The following is a 22349-nucleotide window of genomic DNA, read 5'->3' as shown; positions in this document are numbered from 1 at the left end:
ATCAGATCACACGAGTCCTAAGATCTCGACTTCAACTAATGCACCTTTTGGTAGTTCCTTAACCGCGATACAAGACCGAGCTGGGAAGTGATTGTGCGGTGCGAAGTAATCGGAATAGATCGTATTAAAAGAAGCGAAGTGTTCCATGCTCGTTAAGTAGCATGTCGTCTTGACGACGCGGTCTGGTGTCAGTCCTGCATCTTTCAGGATGGCATCGACGTTGCGCATGACTTGTTCCGTCTGCTCCGTGATTCCGCCTGGTACGAGTTCACCTGTTGCCGGATCGATCGGGATTTGACCGGAAGCATAGAGTGTTCCGTTTGCGATGAAGCCTTGCGAGTAAGGACCGATTGCAGTAGGGGCGTTCGTTGTGTCGATTTGTTTGAATGTAGACATGAAAAGAACCTCCTCTTGTAAAATACATATGTACGACACCGAGTGATTCGACTCGGATATCCCTCAACCCTTCAAAGGAGTGAATTGATATGCCACTTTATCATAAATTAGTTCGGGACGCGATTCCAAACATCATCGACCAAAACGGAAAAAAAGCGACGTTCCGCACGTTAAACGAACATGAATTCCTAGTGGAAGCGAAAAAGAAATTGCATGAAGAACTGGCTGAATATGAGGAGGCAGTGACAGACGCAGAAGCTGTCGAGGAATTAGCTGATTTACTGGAGCTGATCCAAGCGTTAGCGAAGACACATGGCGTGACAGTCGAGGAACTGGAAGCCGTCCGAGCGAAGAAACAGCAACAACGCGGCGGCTTCGAAGAATGCCTCTACCTGATTGAGGTCGAGGATTGATCCCGGAAGCGAAGCTGACGACGCATCACTTATATGACTCACTCGTTGATGCCATTGATCAGGCGGAGGAAGTCTATATCGTCGCAGCGTTTGCCCAGAAGTCAGGTGTCACCTTGCTCGTCCCGGCATTTCGTCGTGCCTTGCAACGAGGAGCCGAGATTCGGCTGTTGATTGGCGACTATCTACACATCACCGATCCAGAAGCATTGGCCCAGTTGCTTTCGCTTGATGGGTTGTCAGTTCGCTTTTATCGGTCAGGCGGACGCTCTTTTCATCCGAAAGCGTATCTGTTTCGAAACGCAGAGACTGGCTTATCAATCGTCGGTTCGTCGAACATCTCGAACAGTGCGCTTCGGTCCGGTATCGAATGGAACGTTCATCTACCGCAAGCTGTCGCACCACAGATACTTGATGATGCGATTGATGCCTTCATGGATCTTTACCTTAGTGAATCGGCAGAAGAACTGAATCCGGTTGTCTTAGATGCTTACCGTCAAGAGTATGCGGCGCGGCAATATGTCGCGGAACCGGAAGTCGAGTACGACGAAGGAACAGTCGTCGTTGCACCAGAAATCCTACCACACCGAGTGCAGGAAGAAGCGCTCCACGCATTACGGGAAACGATGGAAGAAGGACGGACACGGGCGTTGGCAGTGCTTGCGACTGGACTAGGGAAGACCTACCTGAGTGCGTTCTTTGCGGGAGACTTTACACGGGTTCTATTCCTAGCACATCAAAAAGAACTATTACTGCAAGCGGAGCGTTCGTTTCAAAAAGTCAATCCGGCGTGGCAGACCGGCTTTTATATCGGCAGTGACCGGACTGTCACGGAGACGACGGAGATTGTTTTCGCTTCCGTCCAGACGCTGGCGCAAAAGCGTCACTTGGATCGTTTTGCAACGGATCAGTTTGATCTCATTATTGTTGACGAGTTCCATCACGCGGCAGCAACGAGTTACCGGAAAATCATTGATCATTTCACGCCTCGTTTCTTACTTGGTCTGACGGCAACACCAGACCGAATGGATGGTACGGATGTCTATTCGATCTGTCACCATAATGTTGCCTTCCAGATGCATTTCACAGCGGCGATTGCTGAAGGCTTTTTGACGCCGTTTCATTATTACGGTATTCATGACACGATCGACTATTCCCAAATTCGACGAATCGGTCGGACCTATGATGCATCGCAGCTCGAGCATCGACAACTTGATCGTGAGGTCGCGGGTAATATCTATCATTCGTGGGAGAAACATCGGCAAACGAAGACGATCGGCTTTTGTTCGTCGATCAAGCAAGCGGAATATCTGGCGCAAGTATTCCGGGAAAAAGGAACGACGGCGTTTGCACTGACAGGGCAGACGACGAATCGCGCGCAACATATGCAAGCATTCGAGCAGGGTGAGATTGAAGTCCTTTTTACAGTCGATTTGTTTAACGAAGGTGTCGATATTCCAAAAGTCGATACACTCCTGTTCTGTCGTCCAACTGAGTCTGTCGCCATCTATACGCAACAAATCGGACGCGGTTTACGCTTGGCACAGGACAAATCGCACTGCGTCATCATTGACTTGATTGGGAACTATCGCAACGTCGAGACGAAGCTGAAGCTTCTCGGAACGATGAAAGAGTCGTTCAAGCGAGGGGAAACAGAACCGATTACGCCACCGCCCGGTTGTGTGATTGAGTTCGATACGCGGGCACTGGAATTGATTCATCGACTCCGGCAACCAAGTCAGCGGAAGTTACGATTGATTGAACAATATGAACAAATCAAATACGAACTTGGTCGTCGACCATCGTATGTTGAGATTGGAGAATATGCGGCAGTTCCACAAGGCTATAAACAAGAGTGGGGTTCTTATGTTGGGTTCTTGAAAGAGCATCAGGAGTTATCAGACGAAGAAATCGAAGCGTACGACGCGAATCGTGAATTGATTGAACAAGTCGAAAAGACGATCATGAATCGGAGCTATAAGATGGTCGTCTTGCTAGCGATGCTTGAGCGGGGAGAAGAGCGGTGGATGGAGCCGATTACGGCCGAAGAAGTTGCGCCGTTCTTTTATGAGTATTTACATGCGGAGAAGTATCGGGAGTTGAAGGATGCGCAAACGGCGGAGTTAAAAGGTCCTTTTGATTCTGCAAAAGTAGAGAGGTTATTAAAGAAGATGCCTTTTCCGAAGATGGGGAAGCCGTTTGAGTTTGACGGTCGAACTTTATTTATAAAAATAGCAAAAAAAGATACAAAATATTTATGTCAAATCTTATATGAAATTGTAGTGCTAAGACTTCATATTTACTTCGAGATTTATAAAACCAATTCTAAGTAATTATGTTCGAATTATAACAAAATATACATTGGAAAAGGACTCATTCAGAGTTCTTTTTTTGTTTGCAGAAATCCTACACGTCTTATTTAAAGGTATATATTTCTAATTTACTAAGTTTAAAATATATGTTATAGCTAAAATACTTCTTTTGTCTACATTGTCTAACTAATGAAGTAAGAATAAAATATAATCATAGAAAGCCTATATATTAAAGTACTAAACCAAGAAATTCTATATCCAAATTTATTTAAATAAGGGTAGAGATAGATAAGTGATAAACGGAAAAAACAGTAGCATAAAATCTTATTGTGGAAATAAACAAGTATGAAGTCTTGTTTGAAAGGTTTGATTATATGACAATAGAATTAGAATATTCTTCTAGTATGAATGGTGCTTCATATCTTCTTTTTGAATTAAAACAAGTAGTTATATTAAAACAGCAGGGGATTTCTATTGAAGAAATCCGTAGCAAAGTAATAAACGAAAATTTATTTCAGTTCGAAAATAAAGGAAGAATAAAGCGAACATTTCCATCAGTGATGAAAAGAGCTCATGTAATTGATTCAGAATTAGCAATCCATATGGTAGAAGGTTCTATTGAAATGAGCAAAGTAATTAATTTATATGCAATTATGAAGACCGATCTTCTATTTTTTGAATTTATGAATGAAGTAATTAGTGAAAAATTACACAATAATGATTATTTAATTGAGAAAAAAGATGTGAATCTTTTTTTCGAAGCAAAGTTAGAGCAGAGTGAAAAAATATCGAGTTGGAGCGCTAGTAATATCGAAAAGTTAAAGCGAGCGTTTATGCAGGTTCTTTTTGAAAGTGGATTTCTTAAAAGTCGACAAAGCAAAGAACTACGGCATATCATCATTGACGATCAAATCAAAGAACATCTTAATCGTATAGGCGATGTTCGATACGTACGAGCGATGGGTGAATGAGGGGGAAATATGGCGAATTTAAATGCAAGATTAGATAGCATCATTCCAAAAATAAAAGAGGAAAAATTTATTGATGGGCGCGGCTTAGGGAATGAAATTAGTTTTTATGTTTTTGATTATGAACCAAAGGATGAACTTATTGTTAGAGACTATGTAGAACATATAAAAAAAGAATTCGATTATGAGGGAACTGAGAGAAGCATTATTGAATTCGATTTGTACAAGATGCTTATCGAGATTACAAAAGAAAAGCGCATCTTTGATCGCATCTTTGATATGGAAGAACGTCAAGGAAAAGATGCCTTATTTAGAGCTATGACCGCGTTTGCCAAACCGGAAGTGTTTATACAGAAGATAAAGGAACAGCTGGACGATTATAATGTTGTATTTCTCACTGGTATAGGAAAAGTGTATCCATTTGTACGTTCGCACAATATCTTAAATAACCTTCAAGAAGTATTGGATAAGACACCGGTGGTAATGTTTTTCCCTGGAACATATGATGGTCAATCTTTGCAATTATTTAGTAAGTTTAAAGATGATAATTATTATAGAGCATTTCGCTTAGTTGATTAAAAAAATATAGTGATTAGTTGATTTTATATAAGACGAGGAGGATTTTACATGCTACTAAAAGAGATGTTCTTAAAGGACATTGAACGTGATATACGTGGGGTTATTAAAGTCGCACAAATGAATGAAAAGGATATTTATCAAGAACTTGATGAATATGTGGTCACACAAGAGTTGCACAAACATTTCTCGAAGTTCTACGACAATTATCAAAAAGGAATTAACGGAAAGACAGATAAAATGGGTGTTTGGATTAGTGGATTCTTTGGATCCGGTAAATCTCACTTTCTTAAAATTCTCGCATACCTATTAGAGAATCAGTCTGTTAAAGGAAAACATCCAATCGACTTCTTTGAAAACAAAGTACAAGATACATTAGTCTATTCCAACATGAAACGTACTGCTGATGTGGATACAGAAGTGATTTTATTTAACATTGATTCTAAAAGTTCTTTAGGTAGCAAATCAAAAGAAGATGCTATTTTGCGCGTTTTCATGAAAGTGTTTTACGAACATAGAGGCTATTATGGAGATATTCCAGGGGTAGCTGAAATGGAGAAATACCTGGATAAACGAGGTTTTTATGAAACGTTTAAAAAAGAATTTTATACGTTAGCAGGTGAAATGTGGGAGGAACGCCGTAACAGCTTCTACTTCGATGCAGATTATATCATCGGGGCATTAACCAAAGCGACAGATATGTCGGAAGAAACTGCACGTGACTGGTTTAATGAAGGTGTAAACAATTTTGAAATTAGTATTGAAAAATTCTCAAGAGACGTGAAAGAGTACATCGATGAAAAAGGACCGAAATTTCACTTGGTATTTTTAGTTGATGAGATTGGTCAATACATAGGAGATAGTCGTGATTTAATGCTTAACTTGCAAACACTAACAGAGGATTTAGGGACACATGCGCAAGGGAAAGTATGGATTATGGTGACATCTCAAGAAAGTATTGATTCCATCGTAAAAGTTAAAGGTGATGATTTTTCTCGTATTCAAGGACGTTTTGATACAAGACTATCGTTATCTTCGATATCAGTCGACGAGGTTATTAAAAAGCGGATTTTGGAGAAGCATAAGCACGTTAATGACAAACTAAAAGTGCTATACCCTGAAAAAAGCGCAATTTTAAAAAACCTCATCAGTTTCACTGGTAGTACAGCGGACCTTAGAGGATACAATAATGAGCAAGAGTTTGCTGAAGTTTACCCGTTCGTCCCGTACCAATTTAAGTTATTGCAAAATGTATTTGAACAAGTACGTAAACATGGCTCATCAGGCAAACATTTATCTGAAGGCGAACGTTCAATGCTTTCTGCTTTTAAAGAAGCTGGACTACGATACAAAGACGAAGTGGAAGGATCCCTAATTCCTTTCTATGCTTTCTACGATACAATAAAAGAATTTTTAAGCCCATCGATATCAAGAGTTATTGAAGGAGCAACAGTGAATTCTGCGTTGAAAAATGATCAATTTAATCAGGATTTATTGAAAGTACTATTCATGATTAAATACATTAAAGAATTGCCGTCAAACATCGATAATATTGCTACACTCATGGTTACCCATATTGATGAAGATAAGCTGCAGCTTAAAGAAAAAATTAAGATTTCTTTGAGAAAGCTAATCGGACAAACATTGATTCAAAAAAATGGCGATCACTATCTGTTCTTAACAGATGAGGAACAAGATATTAACCGTGAAATTAAACAGATGAATATTGATGAAGACGTTATTAAACGTGAGTTAGCGAACTATATCTTCCAAGATTTATACGAGGATAAAAGATTTACCTATAATAAATTTTATTCCTTTAGTTTTAATCAAAAAATGGACGAAAAAAATTATGGGGCGCAGACATCTACTATCGGATTGCATATTTTATCTCCGCTATCAGACAACTACCAAAAGTCAGATCAGGAAATGATGATGATGACTTCAGACAGTAGCGAAATGGTAATTAAATTAGGGGGTAGTGAAGCATACGTTGAGGAAATAGAAGAAGCACTTAAGATAGAAGAGTTTCGTAAGAAAAAGAACATTACACAGCTTCCAGAAAATATTCAAAACATCTTAAACAACAAGCAAGCCGAAGTGCGTGAAAGAAGAAGAAGAGTACGTGAGCTGCTAGATGATGCGATTAAAAATGGATCATTCTTTGTCAACGGAGACAAAATGGATAGTAAAGGCTCTTCTGTAAAAGAAAAAATTAACTTTGCCTTTAAACTGTTAATCGATAATGTATATTTTAAGTTAGGATATATAAAAGAGAATATAGAGAATGAGCGACAATTGATCGCTACTTTAACTTCAACCAATGATCAGTTATCTTTAGACGATAGCATCATAACAAAACCAAACGAATTAGCTAAACGAGAAGTCTATGAATTTATCGATATGCAGAATCAAGCACAAAAACAAAACCGTGTTAAATTGGTATATGATCGCTTTCAAGATAAGCCGTTTGGGTGGAAACAAATGGATATTGCCGGTTTGCTTGCAGAGTTGTTAAAAGAACAACGTATTCGCATTCGATACAATTCAGAGTACTTAGAACCTGAGGTAGATACAAATAAATTAATAACAGTCTTTGGAAAAGCAGGCGAATCGGATAAAGCATTTCTTTTTAAACGAATGAAGGTTGACGTTGCACTCATTCAGGCAGCCAAGCGAGTCTGCAGAGAAGTTTTCAATACAACAGATTTAGCAGATGATGAGGATGGTCTTGTCAAAGATATTCGTGTACTCATCAGTAAACAAATAGACGAAATTAATTCGTATAAAGTACGTTACGAAGGACGAAAATATCCAGGAATGAGCCTACTTGATAAAGGGCTTGAGTACTTTATTCAATTCAATCAAAAAATCGATAATGTTACATTCTTTAACAAGTTAAAAGAGCACGAAGAAGACTTGATTGATTGGGAAGAAGATATCGTCTATGTAAAGAGTTTCTTTGACACGAATCAGAAAGAGATTTTTGATCAAGGCTTAGCCGGGTTGAACAAGTACGAAGAAAACAAAGCATATTTGTCAGAGGACACTGTAACGAAGGCTATGATGAGTCTTGAGGATATTATCAAAAACCCAATTCCTTATCGTAAAATTAAAGAAATTCCAGAATTAATTCACGAATTAGAAAAGCAAATGACTTCCCTCTTATCAGAGAAAAAAAATAATGTTCAAGAAAAGCTAAAGGTGGATTATGATGAATTGTCCCTATATGCTAAACAATACGGAGTATCTAACGAAACAAAGCAGCAAATTGAAGGTCGTTATACCAGCTTTCAGACTAATTTAGATGAATTTACTGATATTTATAAAGTTGATGCAACGATTGCTCAAAGTACAAGTTTTAAAGAACGGAGTATTCTCACCATCAAACGAGAAATTGCTGAATGGCAACGTAAAAAAGAAGGAGAGCGTCAAAGAGAACGTGGCGATGAGGTTGTTGAGCCACCAATTAGCGCGCTGGAAATTCGTACAGAAAGTGTAAAAGTGAAAAAATTAGTTGATATAAATATATTAAAGACAGAACAAGATGTAGACAAATATATTAATGCATTGTCTCATAAGTTAAAACAAATCATTAAATCAAATAAAGAAATCAAATTTATTGATTAACACATGGGTTTCTAAAAGATATCAGCACCGACAAAATTTAGTTTGTCGGTGTCTGTCATTTTCATAAGGAGTGAATGTATTGAATAAATCAGCATTAAAAAAATTCGCAATTGAAGCAAGAAGGGAATTACTTGAAAAAGTAGAACTTCAAGCTAGAAAACTGGGTATTACTGCGGAGTCAATTCAAAAAGTAAGTATAGAAAGTTCAGACGCTGTTTTCATTGAAGGTAGACAGCTTTCCGATACAGAAAGAAAACAGCGAAATAAACTTATTTCTCGAATTAATAATATAGGTTTTGATCATGTAATGAACGAGACGGCATACACATGGTTCAATCGTTTTGTGGCACTACGTTACATGGAGGTAAATGATTACCTTCCGACAAAAGTTCGCGTGCTTTCTTCCAATTCAGGTGGCGTAGAACCCGACATGATGAAAGAAGCATTGTCTTTAAATTTAAATTTGGATAAAGACTACGTATATGACTTAAAACTGAACAATAAAACAGATGAGTTATTTAAATACTTGATCAAAATGCATTGCAATGACTTGAATCGCTATATGCCATTTATGTTCGAGACGATTGAAGATTATTCTGAAATTCTTTTCCCCGATGGATTACTTGGAACAGATTCGTTTCTAAAGAAAATGACAAATACAGAGATAATATCCGAAAATAATTGGTATAAAGTGGAGATAATAGGATGGCTTTATCAATACTATATATCTGAAGAAAAAGAAGAAGTTTTTACAAATTTGAAGAAGAATATCAAAATAACAAAAGAGAAATTGCCAGCAGCAACACAGCTATTCACTCCTAATTGGATTGTGCGTTATATGGTAGAAAATTCCTTGGGGCGTATTTGGACAGAAAGTTACCCAAAAAGTTCATTAAAAAATGAATGGATGTATTATTTAAAGGAAGCAAGTCAAGAAGAAAATACTAACAAACAACTTAAAGAAATAAAGTACAAAAACGTAAATCCTGAAGAAATAAAATTTCTTGATCCATGTTGTGGAAGTGGTCATGTACTCGTATATGCATTTGATATTTTTTATGAGTTATATCTTGAAAAAGGATATATTGAAAGTGAAATTCCTATATTAATTTTAGAGAAAAATCTGTATGGAATTGATATTGACGATCGTGCAGCGCAAATGGCTTCTTTTGCAGTAATGATGAAAGCTAGAGAAAAATCCAGAAGAATCTTTAGAGATTCAATAAAACCAAATATTTATTCTATTCAAGAAAGTAATTGGCTTACAGATAATATGATTAAAAAAATCACAAAAAATAATATTGAAATTCAAAATATACTATTTTCTCTAAAAAATAATTTTAAAGATGCAAAAGAATACGGTTCATTATTAAAAGTTGAACTATCACAATATGGTTTGCTTGAAGAATTTCTTGAAAAATACAAATCAGAAGAAGTTGATTTGTTTGAATTAGTTGATAAACAAGTACTAGAAGAAAAACTACCATTATTGCTAAAACAATCTAATTTACTAAATGAAAAGTATGACGTAGTTTGTACAAACCCGCCTTACATGGGAAGAGGAGGGATGAATCCCAATCTCATAGGATATCTAAATACATATTATCCTGATACAAAGAGTGACTTATTTGCAGCTTTTATTGAAAGAGGTTTTGAACTACTAAAAGATTCAGGTTTCAATAGTATGGTTACTATGCAGTCGTGGATGTTTTTATCTAGCTATGAAAAAATGAGAAAAAAAATATTAGATCAAAAAACAATTTCAACTTTATTACACATGGATAATATGGTAATGGGAATTGCATTTGGAACTGCTGCTACAGTTTTTAGAAATGTACATGTAAATCAATACCTAGGAACATTTACTGAAGTAACTTACAAAGACATTAGTTCGAAAGAGACTCCGATTAAATTTCCGATTTTTGAAAATAGAAGCGGAAAAATTTCTGCAAAAAACCTAAAAAAAATACCAGGAAATCCAATTGCTTATTGGGTAAGTGAAAAGATGATAAAAAACTTTAATGGTCTCTCAATCGGTTCTTATTTAACAACAAGAGAAGGTATGGCTACTGCTGATAATAATAAATTTCTAAAAAATTGGTTTGAAGTTATAAATAATTCAATAAACTTTACTTGTCAAAGTACAAAAGATGCACTTGATAAAAAAATAAAATGGGTTCCTTACAATAAAGGAGGAAGTTATAGAAAATGGTATGGAAACAATGAATATATTGTAAATTGGGAAAATGATGGATTTGAAATTAAGAATAACATTGATAAAACAACTGGCAGAATAAGATCGCACAATTATAATGGTGAATTTAGTTTCAAAAAAGGTATAACGTGGTCTGCATTGAGTTCTGGAAATATATCCGTAAGACTATCCAATGAGGGTTTCCTTTTCGATTCTAAAGGAGCTAAAGGATTCTGTGATGATGAAAAAAAATTAAAATATATAATGGCACTTATAAATAGTAAAGTAGGAATGAGCTACTTAAAATTTATATCTCCAACAATAGATTTTAAAGTAGGAGATGTCATACAAATTCCATTACTTATTTCCGAAGAAGAAAAGGTAAATCAAAAAGTCGATGAAAATATTTTGATTTCTAAGCATAATTGGGACGCATATGAAACCTCTTGGGATTTTAAAAGACACCCTTTATTGATGCATGAGAAGAATCAAATAAGTTTTGAATCTTCATGGAATAAATTGAAAATTTATGAAGAAAACCAATTAAATAATTTTAAAAAAAACGAAGAGTTGTTAAACCAAATATTTATTGAAATGTATGGCTTACAAGGAGAATTAAGCCAAGAAGTGTGTGATGAAGATATTTCAATACAAAAAAGTGAATTAAAGGAGAACGTGAAGAGTTTTCTTTCTTATTTCGTTGCCTGTTACTTTGGTCGCTATTCGTTAGATAAAGAAGGTTTAATTTACGCAGGTGGAGAGTTTGATGTGTCTCAGTATAAAACATTTTCAATAGATGAAGACAATATTATTCCTATTTTATCAGGTGCATATTTCGAAGACGATATCATCACAAAAATTGTAGACTTTGTTCGAATAACATTTAGTGAAGAGACACTTGAAGAAAATCTAGACTTTATTGCAGCGGCGATTGGTCGAAAGAAAAATGAAACAGCAAGAGAAGCTTTGCGTCGCTACTTCTTAAATGACTTTTATAAAGACCATGTGAAAACCTATAAAAAACGACCAATCTACTGGTTATTTACATCAGGTAAAGAAAAAGCGTTTAGCTGCTTAATCTATATGCACCGTTATGATAAAACTACGCTTTCTCGTATTCGGACGGACTATTTACATGAAGTTCAAATTCGCTTAGATGCGGAAAAGAAGGACTTGCTTGATGTTATTGAAGGAGATTCTACTTCGAAAGAAATCAATAACGCTAAGAAAGAACTCAAGTCTCTCGATAAAAAAATTGATGAATTGAAAGCTTACGACGAGTTGCTTCATCATATGGCAGATATGCAAATTGAAATTGACTTAGATGATGGTGTGAAAGTAAACTATGAAAAATTTAAGGGTTTAGTGGCAAAGATATAACCGTAAGTAATTAAAAGGCAGGTAAATGCTATGAATATGATACAAATTGAGTCTGCACTACAAGATATTTTTAATGAACCGTTAAAAGATGGTGAACAACGAAAGCTTGTATTTTGGGTAGATAAAGACGAAGAATTTACGGATGAAATTGGTCAATTAACATTATCAAATGTTAAAATTCGAACACTATCTCACCAAAATTCATTTTATATAAAATATTTGTTGGAGGAAGCAGATTCGACGTCCTTTTATCTGATCTATACAACCTTAGAACTAAGTGCAGAAGACAATTGGTTAGTAGATACAGTACTTTATTCTAACACCTTTTTCGCGGATCGAATTTCACTTATCTTAAATGAACTTCAGATAGATTCCTCTCTTAGAGCGATTATTAAAAAACATGAAAGATTTTTTAACAATAAAGAACGCTTTCGTAAATTTCAGTCATTTGCTATCGATTCCTACTCAGAGGAAACAATTGAATTGGCGATTATGAGTGTATTGTGTAATGTGAAAACGCCGGATTTTGAAGCGCTGTTAAAAGAAGTGTTAATGGATACACTTGATGAGAATGAAAACCGACCCTTATCTCAACTGAAACGATTTTTTGATATAGATATATTTTGGCGATATGTTGCAAATTACTATGGCTATGTGCGCGAAACTAAGACCTTGAAGACTTTGTTTATACATTTAACCGTCACAGCGTTCACGCACTCTATAAGTGATGAATACGTAACGAGTGTAAAGGATTTTATAGCTGTAAGAAACAAGGCGAATTCGTTGGTGTTTATTGATCACTGGATGCATCATAAAGCAGATGCTGTAGTCTTTGATCAGTATTCTGAAATAGTAGAGCAGGAAATTAAGCTTTCAAGCATTCTACAAGATATTCCGATAGATGAGCTTAAACAGGCTGATATATTCCCTTATATCGATAAAGTCATTATTATCTACATTGCGAATAACTTAATGGAGGGGCTTGAAGACTATGGAGAGTACACGAAGCTGATTAAATTGAGACGTGTGAAACATTATTATGGAAAATACGCATCGATTTACGAAGCTCTCTATTACACAGTAAAAATGCAGGAGTTTTATAAAGCTCATCAACAAGGGATTTCACAAGGGCCAGCTATTGATTTATACAAAGCTTATCGTGATGAATATTACGTTATGGACACGTATTACCGAAAATTCTATGTGGCCTATGATGAAGAAAGCAATCACGAGTTAGTGAAAAAGTTAAAAGAAATTGTTGAACACTTGTATACCAACTGGTTTATCGGCGAATTGAGCTCTCATTGGTCACAATCAGTTAAGTCAGAAATGATTATGGAATGGTCGCTTCCAGGAATTCCAAGTCAGCAAAGTTTTTATTCGTCAACGATTGCTCCGCATGTTCGAAAAGGGGAACGTGTTTTCGTTATTGTTTCAGACGCTATGCGTTATGAAGTAGGATTGGAACTGATAGATCTTTTGAATTTTGAAACAACAGGTATTTGTGAGATGCAATCCATGCTTGGCGTAGTTCCTTCTGTAACGAAGTTAGGTATGGCAGCTCTGCTACCACATCGTAATTTAGATTTTGATGAAAACGGTCGTGTGCTGGTAGATGGAAAGGATTCGGCAGGACTCGAAAATCGCAAAAAGATTATCGAGTCTTATGTAGAAGAGAGTCTCGCCATTCATTTCCAAGAGATGCTTGCCATGAATAAAGCTGGTCGTCGAGAAGCTTTTAAAGGGAACCGCGTTGTATATATTTACCACGACACAATTGATGCGATGGGTGATAAAGCTTCTACTGAAATTTATACGTTTAATGCGGTTGAAACAGCCTTAAATCAGTTAAAGGCATTAGTTAAAATGATTCGCGATGAATTAGGTGGAACGAACATCTACGTCACTGCTGACCATGGCTTTTTATATCAACGTGATGCCTTAGAAGACAGTGATAAAATAGGTAATGAAGTGTTAAATACAGTCGAATTAAAACATCGTTATATATTGTCGAAAGAAAAGCGAGAAATTTCCGGACAACTTGGCATTAACCTATCTTCAATTGTAGATAATGAAAAGCAACTGACAGCCTATGTACCAAATGGGACGATTCGGAATCGTATGCAAGGGAGTGGTGTCAACTTTGTTCATGGTGGTGCCAGTTTACAAGAAGTTGTGGTTCCATTAGTTGTCTACAAAAACAAAAGAGTTGGTCAAAAGGGATCTTATGTTCTTCAAAAAGTAGACATCAAACTCACGAGTTCGACACGTAAAATTACGAATAGTATTTTCAATTTGAATTTTTTCCAAACAGAAAAAGTCGAAGATAAGATGATTCCGCGTACAGTGGTTATTTGTATCGAAGATGCAGATGGGACGGTGTTATCCAATGAAGAAACAATTATTGGAGATCGTACCTTTGATAACCCTGGAGATCGTATATTTAAGCTTCAATTTGTCTTGAAAAGCATTTCGTATGATCGTAACAAAACTTATTATTTACTTGTAAAAGATTTAGAAACAGGAGTTGTAACAGAGAAGATACCATTCTCCATTAATTTAGGAATTGTCAGTGATTTTGACTTTTAATTGAGGAGGTGTACTTGTGGCAGAGGGAACAGAGGAGAATTCGACACTAGATCTTGATAAGAAATTAAATGATATCTTTGCTGGGCGAGTTGTTCGTAAAGACTTAACTAAACTCATTAAAGAAGGTGCAAATGTTCCTGTATATGTACTTGAGTATTTATTAGGAATGTATGCAGCGACTGATGATGAGCAGAGCATTCAAGAAGGGGTAGATCGCGTAAAAAAAATCTTGACTGATAACTTTGTTCGTCCAGACGAATCAGAAAAGATCAAATCAAGAATTCGTGAACTGGGACAATATTCAATTATTGATAAAGTGACAGTAGCTTTAAATCCGAAGATTGATACGTATGAAGCAGAGTTTTCGAATCTCGGATTAAAAGGTGTTCCGATTCCTTCTAATTTTGTAAAAGAGTTTGATAAACTTCTTGTCGGTGGCATTTGGTGTATGGTCAAGATTGATTATTATTACGATGAAGAAGGACGAGCTTCAAATCCATTTAGTGTTAGCAGTCTTCAACCAATTCAAATGCCGAACATGGACATGAATGAGGTATTTGAAGGGCGCAAGCAATTTACAAAAAATGAATGGATTGATGCCTTGATTCGATCGACTGGGATGGAACCGACACAATTAGAAGAACGTGTAAAGTGGCATTTACTTTTACGACTGGTACCTCTCGTAGAAAACAACTATAACATGTGTGAACTTGGACCTCGTGGAACAGGAAAATCACATGTATACAAAGAAATTTCACCTAACTCCATTTTAGTATCGGGTGGACAGTCAACAGTAGCCAATTTGTTCTATAATATGTCTACTCGAAAAGTTGGATTGGTTGGAATGTGGGATTGCGTTGCATTTGATGAAGTCGCAGGTATTCGATTTAAAGACAAAGATGGTATTCAAATTATGAAGGATTACATGGCTTCAGGATCGTTTGCCAGAGGTAAAGAAGAAAAGAACGCTTCGGCCTCTATGGTGTTTGTTGGTAATATCAATCAAAGTTTAGATGTCTTATTAAAAACCTCTCATTTATTTGCACCGTTCCCTGAGGAAATGGCAAATGATACGGCATTTTTTGATCGAATGCATTATTATATGCCCGGCTGGGAAATTCCCAAAATGCGACCAGATTTCTTTACTGATAAATACGGATTCATTGTAGATTATATAGCTGAATTCTTTAGAGAAATGAAAAAACGCTCGTTTGCGGATTCAATAGACCGTTATTTTAAATTAGGTAATAACTTAAACCAACGAGATACTATAGCCGTGCGCAAAACAGTATCAGGAATGGTAAAGCTCATCTATCCAAATGGAATTTATACGAAGGAAGATATTGAAGAAATTTTGCGTTATGCATTAGAAGGACGTCGCCGAGTTAAGGAACAACTAAAGAAAATTGGTGGTATGGAATTTTATGATGTGATGTTCTCTTATATCAATAAAGAGACACTAGAAGAAGAACATGTTTCCGTACCGGAACAAGGTGGTGGAAAGCTCATTCCTGAAGGCATGGGTAAGCCTGGACATGTCTATGTTGTAGGACATGGTAACTCAGGTATGATAGGCGTTTACAAACTCGAAAATCAAGTTGTCAGTGGAACGGGTAAGTTTGATAAATCAGGTGTTGGTTCTTCTCGAGAGACAAAAGAAAGCTTAGACACAGCTTTTCGTTTCTTCACATCTAACAGTAAAAGCATTAGTAATACCATTAGTACCAAAACAAAAGATTACTTGATGCATATTAGTGATCTTCAAGGAATTGGACTAACGAATGAACTTGCGATTGCGGAACTAATTGGATTATGCTCATCGGCATTAGACAAACCGGTTCAAGAAAGTACAGTTGTTATTGGTAATATGACTGTTGGGGGAACAATCGCAAAGGTTGAAGAATTTGCAAGTGTTTTACAAGTGTGCGTCGATGCAGGCGCGAAAAAAGTATTAATCCCTGCATCATCTGTTATGGATTTACAAACTGTCCCACCTGATTTATTAGTCAAAGTACAACCAGTATTTTATGCAGACCCAACAGATGCTGTATTTAAGGCACTAGGTGTAAGTTAAATCGACAAGAAATATTCGGATGAATATTATGTTTATAAGATAAGAGAATGAACATAAATTGTTCAAAAACACCATCATGATATAAAAGGAACAGCCCGTTTTGGACTGTTCCTTTTGCTTATACATATTCAACTAGTGAAGGTTTTATCTCCATCTCTTCAAGTGTCGTCCATAACGATTCCATCGCTCGATCGGCATCTTGATAAAAGTGACGTCCACGGACACGCCAGAATTGCCAGCCTGCGCGCTCCAATACTTTTTGTCGGAACATATCTGCTTCATAAGCGTCTGGACCGTGCCAACGTTCTCCATCACATTCGACAGCAAGGCGATTGTGTTCACCTTCAACGACGAGATCAATCCGGTAGCCATTGACTTGTACTTGTGGTGTGACGAGGTAACCACGTGCAACGAGGCGACGATAGACAGCTTCTTCGAATGGAGAATCAAAACGATGTTTCACACTATCGAATGATGCTTGGTCACCGAGGGGATTTTGACAATACCCAAGTAATTTATAGCGCATACAATTGTTATTTCCGATATCGTTTAACGTCACAGAATGGAACAAAATCATTTGATCGCGGGCTCGACTGGCCGCGACGTTGAAGCGTTGACTATCCGTCTCTTTTGTCATCGACATGAAGCGTGTATTCGGTGCGACGACCATTGAGAGAAGCATGACATCTCGTTCGTCTCCTTGGAACGTATAAGCATCTCCGAAGCGTACTTGATGCTGCATCAAGACATCAATTCCGATTTCCGATGTTGCGATCCGCTCGATTTGTGTCGCTTGCGCATTTCCAAGTAACGAAACGACACCGAACGTCCGATTGTGATAGAGCGGATCTTGAATCATTCGTTTTAATTCAGCAACAATGGCACGAGCTTCCGGAATGTTGACCTTATCCGTCGTCGTCTCGTCGACATAGCCATAACTGACGAAATGATTTTTTACCGCAGGATTCAGTCGTTCAGCTCGCTGTGGTAAGCGGAGTGGAACAATCGTACCTTCATAGACATGAGCGTTACTGAAGCCGATGATTTCCGGGACGCAGCGGAAGTGTTCCCGTAATCCAACTTTTGTACTGAACTTAACGGAAGCGAGTGAATAGAGGCTACTCGTTCCATCGAACAACGCCATCGTGGAATCATCCCCAAAATAGGTCTTTCGCTTTTCTTCGACGTTATCCCGATTATCAAAGCTCGTCGGACTAATTTGGCGATCATCTCCGACGATGATGGCTTTACGTGCCCGTGATAAGAGAGAAATCGCGTCCATCGTGCTTTGAGAGCTCTCATCAAAGATGATGACGTCAAAGAGATCACTTGCTGCCTTGAAGGATTCGAGCACACGGTTGACAGGCATGATCCAGACCGGAATCGCGTCTTGCGCCTGCATCATTTGTTTAGCTGCTTCTTTTCGGTAACGTGGGGCATGTTTCCCAGTCCCTTTGCCGACTTTACGAATCAACGTCGCCCAGCTGTTCAGTTGCTCTTGTTTCGAAGGCGTCATCCGCTTGAGTTGTTCTTTCCATGCCAGTGTGGCACATAGACGTGCGACGGTTTGACCTTCTTCCTGCTCGAGGCGGTGCAAGTGTTCACGCTCGTCTGCATCACTTAATGCTTCCAGTCGAGTTTTAACATAGGCAAGGTGCCAGGCATCTCGAAGTTCGAGCGCGTGGAACGTCGGTGCACTATTCGTCCGTAACGCCGTGATCCAATTTGGTGCTGCTTGCTCGAGTATGTCACTAAGGGTTTGTAAACGGCTCGCTCGATGTTCGTTTGTTTCTAGAACTCTTAGTTCTTCATAAATAGCTGCATACTGATCCGTATCCCAGTCACGAATTGCCTGTTGTAAAGGTAAGGTGATGGGATGCGTCAATTCTGCCACGTCGAGTAGTGATAACCAGGTCTGCTGCTCCGCTGTTAATTCATCTAAACGATTCAGCTCTAATAACGTTTCGAGTGCATGTGTTTGCGTTTTCAGCCAGTCCGCTTCATACATGAAATCGTGGTGTTCGTAGCTTGCCTGCAATGGACGAACGACTTGTGTGAAATGTTGCATGATGTCGTCTAGAGAGCGGAAGACATCAAGTGCTTTTCGGTACGTTGTGATTTCAGGCATCGTCACCTCAATCGAGTGATGCTCGAATCGATGTTTAAAGGTACGTTCCAATTTTCGGAGTGAGTCGCTGTACGTCAGGTGCTGTAAAAATAATGTGACATCAGTAGCACTTGTTAATCGTTTTTGATCAATCATCACTTCGTCTAATAGGAAGGCGTATTTTTTTCGTTTTGTCCACTTGAAGAACATACCATCGACCTTATTGCCTTCAAACAACGGCAAGAGTTCTGTTGCGAGCACAGCGACATCTTGATCGGTTTCCGGAATCGTGAAGTCGTGAAGAGAGACGATTCGTTCAAGTTGCTCGATCTCATGCAACGCCCGCTCGAACGATAAGCGATCTTGTTCGAGTTCATCGAAATCAGATGGGTGTGCCAACCAATGACGATACAGATTCACTGTCCATTGCTCAAGAAGTGGATATTTTCGAGACGACTGACGCAACCAGTCTAAGAGTTGATATTTCGTATCATCAGAGGCAGATTTCATCCAGGCTACTGATGAAGCGATTGGTTCAAGTTCGCGTAATGTTTGTACTTCATTGACGATCTCTTTAAAAAGTAATGGTTCGGCAAAAGACGTTCGTGTAGGACGACGCCCTAAGATTTTAAGTTCAGCCAATGCCTCTTGGTCTTGCATCAATTCATATAATTCTTGAATATCGATCGCACTCATCGGTGCTTCTTCTGTTAAGAGTGGCGTTGGGATGTGTGTTGAAAGTGTTGATTGACTGATCCACTTGGCCCATTCGAGTGGTGTTTTTGTTTCTTGTCCAATCGTTAGACCATCATGTTCGACGATGGCTTGATCGAGCATCGTCCGACGAGTCGATGCAATCTCTTGACGAATCGACTCTAACCGCTGGCGAATCGTCGTAGCACTGGCTTCCAGTTCTTCAGCAGACGTCTTGTTCAAATAACTTGAGATTCCATGTAAGGATGTTTCTGTCTGTTTGATCGTCTTTGAATCTGCCCCAAGAACGGAAACGGCAAGTTCACGAATTTCAGCAGGTAACTTATCACGAAGAACAGTCAGCGCGTGCTCTTTTTCACTTGTGACAAGGACCCGCTTACCATGTGCCAACAGGTGCGAAATCAAATTTGAAATTGTATGGCTTTTCCCGGTACCGGGAGGACCTTGAACGACGACACCGGCATTGTTACTGAGTTGTTGTAGAATCCGTTTTTGTTCTTCGTTATACGGAAGAGGGAATAGAATCTCTTCTCCGACCGCTTGCCACTCTGTTCGATCTTGTTGATCGAGTGCGGCGATGGCAGCATCGTCAGAAGTAAAAAACTGCTCGAGTGCTGGTGAGAGTGGTAGGTCCTGTTCAATGGCTTCAGCCAGATGCTCATGTTCTTCTACCCAACTATGATTAGATTTAGGACGACGGTAGAGACAGACGTTTGGCAAGACGTAGACATCTGCTTCCTCACCATAGGCATGATCCGCATGCAATAAGCGTAAGACTTGTTCACTCCGCTCTTGGAGTTGGTCCTTGTCCCATGGATTAAAGTCAAAAGCATGATCTTCTTTAAAGGCAAGCTCATACTCAGAAAGCTCGGCTTTCATCCAAACACTATCCCAGTTCAACATGTCCAACTCGAGCTTTGGCAAGGTCGGTGTCGTTTCGATGCGGAAGACGCTCTTTTCCGTATCAAAATCAATGACAGCCGGTCGAACGAACAAAGGACGTTTGATGGATTGGGTTGGCCAATGAAGATGACCGAACGACCAGACGATTTCGTGTGTATCATTATCTGTCGTTTGGAATTGATACATGCGGTACATCAAATCATAGAGGGCTTGGGCTTTTTCATGTTGTCTTTTTTTCTCTTTCCAGTCTCGAACGGCTAATTCATAAGTCGTCCAAACGGAAGTCAATTCAGTAGGGAGAGAAGCCTTTGGTGTGACGTCATCGCCATTAATGACAGTCCATTCAGTAAGTTTATTGGGAAGTATGGGACGATCCGTCGTGAAAGCAGGCTGGAACTTTACTTCGACTACGGTTTGTTGACTTTCATCAGACGTCGAGTTGACGTTCGGGAAAGCAAGTGTCGTCTCGTCTAAAATCGCGGTATAGGTCTTCGTATCGCGTTGCGTTTTTAATCCTAGTTTTTTGACGGAAGCCATGAATTGAAACAGATTGATCGCTTTTGTTCGAGTAGTGCTCATTACTAGATTGCTCCTTGTATGTAAATTTAAAAGTTAGGAAATTAGAGACTGTTTATTGAAAAATAAATCGATTAATTCCTATTTTTTAGGACAGTATTAGTATACAAGGAAAGGGGATAGAGAGAATAGTGCAAAGCAAAAAAGACCTTCTGAATTATTTATCGGAAGGTCTTTTATAATTATGGAAGGTCGATCGTTATGCTGTTGTCAGAAGAAGAATCAATCGGATCTCCTGTAGCAGGATCTGTTGGTAATCCAATCAAGAAATCAAGAGAAGTTAACGTATTAGCTGATTCTTCCATAAAAACATAAAAGCTACCCTTATCAGTCATACCGGCTTTTAGAAGTGGCAAATCTGCGTCTGGATCATAGCTTTTGTTAAGTGTGAACTTTCCTACAGGACTATACTCATTTATACCGTTATTGATAAAGGTGCCGGCAAACGAGTAGTAATAGTCTATTGATGTATTATTTTGAATAGTTGCACCTACTTTTAATACGGAAGTAGGCTCTACATCAAACATAAATTTTTTGACAAATGGCTCATAATCGGTGACCTCTCCAACTTCGATTTGATTGATTTCGTAAAAGAAATTAGGGGCTAGTTCAATTTTTTTATTAACCTTTAGTAGTTTCAAAGAACTGTATGACCCATAGTACTTTTCTGTTTGATCATAAATTTTTTTATCAGGTGCATCTGCTGTATCGACAGAAGTATCTTGTTCTGTCTCAGAGTCGCTAGTTATTGGTTCTTCAGCAGTTGTCTCTTCATCAACAAGATCATTTGTATTCGTGTTATCAGTATTGTCAGAAGAACTAGTAGTAGATTCTGAATTAATCTCAGTGGGGGCTGAAGTAATCACTTCGTACGAGGTCACTAAGAACAGGATGCCAAAAGGTAAGACAAACTTCCATATTCGAGGAAGCTCTTTAAAAGACTGATACTTTAACAAAAAAAGCATACTCATAAAAATGCCTACTATACCAATGCAAAGTATGATGTAAAAAATATTTTCAAAACGAAGTACAGTGGCAAATACAGTGAGTGTAAATAGTGTGAATAGCAAAATAGTCGGGATGAAAATCTGTGGAGAGGGTCGACTTTTAAGATTTTTGTAGCTGTAATAGAGCATCCAACAGAGTGAACTAAATATGATGACAAATAAAGTCGGTAGCATTATGATTTCATGTTGACCATCTTGCTGATACAACGCATATACATTGAGTAGGGATAAGATAAACAGGAGACTACTTAACCAAAGTAGAAGGGTGGTGTTCTTTACTTTTTCGGAAGACTTATTCTCTTTTACAATTTGATAGCGATAAGCGATTGTTGCGATTAGAATCACTAATGAACAGTAATGTAAGATTGTGAATATAGATTGCATATTAGATAGACCTCCTTCTTCAGAAACAAGACCAAGGTAGCATTGATAAAATTCCCTTATTACATTAAAAACAATCAATTTATCTACATGAAAATCGAATTATTTGAGTGAATATATAAAATGAATGGA

The 22349-nt window shown here is 38.0% G+C and carries 11 protein-coding genes; 8 read left to right on the top strand and 3 right to left on the bottom strand.

All coding sequences use genetic code 11. The features are described 5' to 3' along the window. Nucleotides 1-6: 6 nt before the first annotated feature. Complete coding sequence (locus ITJ88_RS12010) at nt 7-396, bottom strand: RidA family protein (RefSeq protein ID WP_195865817.1); 390 nt, start codon at nt 394-396, stop codon at nt 7-9. Nucleotides 397-485: 89 nt separating this feature from the next. Between ITJ88_RS12010 and ITJ88_RS12005 the strand changes: the two genes are divergently transcribed. From ITJ88_RS12005 to brxL, 8 genes are all read left to right on the top strand, one after another. Next, nucleotides 486-809 carry a nucleoside triphosphate pyrophosphohydrolase gene (locus tag ITJ88_RS12005; protein ID WP_195865816.1) on the top strand — a complete coding sequence of 108 codons (324 nt, stop codon included), beginning with the start codon at nt 486-488 and terminating at the stop codon, nt 807-809. Beyond that, nucleotides 806-3139, top strand: coding sequence for a DEAD/DEAH box helicase family protein (locus ITJ88_RS12000; RefSeq protein WP_195865815.1), 2334 nt, complete (start codon nt 806-808; stop codon nt 3137-3139). Before ITJ88_RS12005 ends, ITJ88_RS12000 begins: the two co-directional genes overlap by 4 nt. Nucleotides 3140-3492: 353 nt before the next feature. Further along, nucleotides 3493-4089: a DUF1819 family protein gene (locus ITJ88_RS11995; protein ID WP_195865814.1), complete on the top strand. Its 597-nt coding sequence runs from the start codon at nt 3493-3495 to the stop codon at nt 4087-4089. 9 nt (nt 4090-4098) lie between these two features. Further along, nucleotides 4099-4665, top strand: a complete 567-nt coding sequence (locus ITJ88_RS11990) for a DUF1788 domain-containing protein (protein ID WP_195865813.1) — start codon at nt 4099-4101, stop codon at nt 4663-4665. A gap of 48 nt (nt 4666-4713) precedes the next feature. Continuing rightward, nucleotides 4714-8292: a BREX system P-loop protein BrxC gene (brxC, locus tag ITJ88_RS11985; protein ID WP_195865812.1), complete on the top strand. Its 3579-nt coding sequence runs from the start codon at nt 4714-4716 to the stop codon at nt 8290-8292. Between the two features lie 70 nt (nt 8293-8362). Continuing rightward, nucleotides 8363-11866: a BREX-1 system adenine-specific DNA-methyltransferase PglX gene (gene pglX, locus ITJ88_RS11980; protein ID WP_370567807.1), complete on the top strand. Its 3504-nt coding sequence runs from the start codon at nt 8363-8365 to the stop codon at nt 11864-11866. A gap of 36 nt (nt 11867-11902) precedes the next feature. Beyond that, nucleotides 11903-14455, top strand: a complete 2553-nt coding sequence (gene pglZ / locus ITJ88_RS11975) for a BREX-1 system phosphatase PglZ type A (protein WP_370567806.1) — start codon at nt 11903-11905, stop codon at nt 14453-14455. 16 nt (nt 14456-14471) lie between these two features. Then, complete coding sequence (gene brxL, locus ITJ88_RS11970; RefSeq protein WP_195865809.1) at nt 14472-16529, top strand: protease Lon-related BREX system protein BrxL; 2058 nt, start codon at nt 14472-14474, stop codon at nt 16527-16529. 118 nt (nt 16530-16647) lie between these two features. Here the strand turns inward: brxL and ITJ88_RS11965 are convergent, their stop codons facing one another. Further along, nucleotides 16648-20832 carry an AAA domain-containing protein gene (locus ITJ88_RS11965; protein WP_195865808.1) on the bottom strand — a complete coding sequence of 1395 codons (4185 nt, stop codon included), beginning with the start codon at nt 20830-20832 and terminating at the stop codon, nt 16648-16650. Between the two features lie 179 nt (nt 20833-21011). Continuing rightward, the gene (locus ITJ88_RS11960) at nt 21012-22220 is read right to left on the bottom strand and encodes a hypothetical protein (protein WP_195865807.1); all 1209 of its coding nucleotides are present in this window, start codon (nt 22218-22220) and stop codon (nt 21012-21014) included. Nucleotides 22221-22349 lie beyond the last annotated feature (129 nt).

The organism is Exiguobacterium abrahamii (assembly GCF_015645365.1).
GTDB classification, from domain to species: Bacteria; Bacillota; Bacilli; order Exiguobacteriales; family Exiguobacteriaceae; genus Exiguobacterium_A; species Exiguobacterium_A abrahamii.
This window is presented reverse-complemented; position numbering and strand designations above follow the sequence as displayed.

What these genes read in the sequence shown, in the direction of transcription:
- brxC (WP_195865812.1), top strand. Translation starts at nt 4,714, where the DNA reads ATGCTACTAAAAGAGATGTTCTTAAAGGACATTGAACGTGATATACGT.
- ITJ88_RS11960 (WP_195865807.1), bottom strand. Translation starts at nt 22,220, where the DNA reads ATGCAATCTATATTCACAATCTTACATTACTGTTCATTAGTGATTCTA.
- ITJ88_RS12005 (WP_195865816.1), top strand. Translation starts at nt 486, where the DNA reads ATGCCACTTTATCATAAATTAGTTCGGGACGCGATTCCAAACATCATC.
- ITJ88_RS12010 (WP_195865817.1), bottom strand. Translation starts at nt 396, where the DNA reads ATGTCTACATTCAAACAAATCGACACAACGAACGCCCCTACTGCAATC.
- ITJ88_RS11995 (WP_195865814.1), top strand. Translation starts at nt 3,493, where the DNA reads ATGACAATAGAATTAGAATATTCTTCTAGTATGAATGGTGCTTCATAT.
- pglZ (WP_370567806.1), top strand. Translation starts at nt 11,903, where the DNA reads ATGATACAAATTGAGTCTGCACTACAAGATATTTTTAATGAACCGTTA.
- ITJ88_RS11990 (WP_195865813.1), top strand. Translation starts at nt 4,099, where the DNA reads ATGGCGAATTTAAATGCAAGATTAGATAGCATCATTCCAAAAATAAAA.
- ITJ88_RS11965 (WP_195865808.1), bottom strand. Translation starts at nt 20,832, where the DNA reads ATGAGCACTACTCGAACAAAAGCGATCAATCTGTTTCAATTCATGGCT.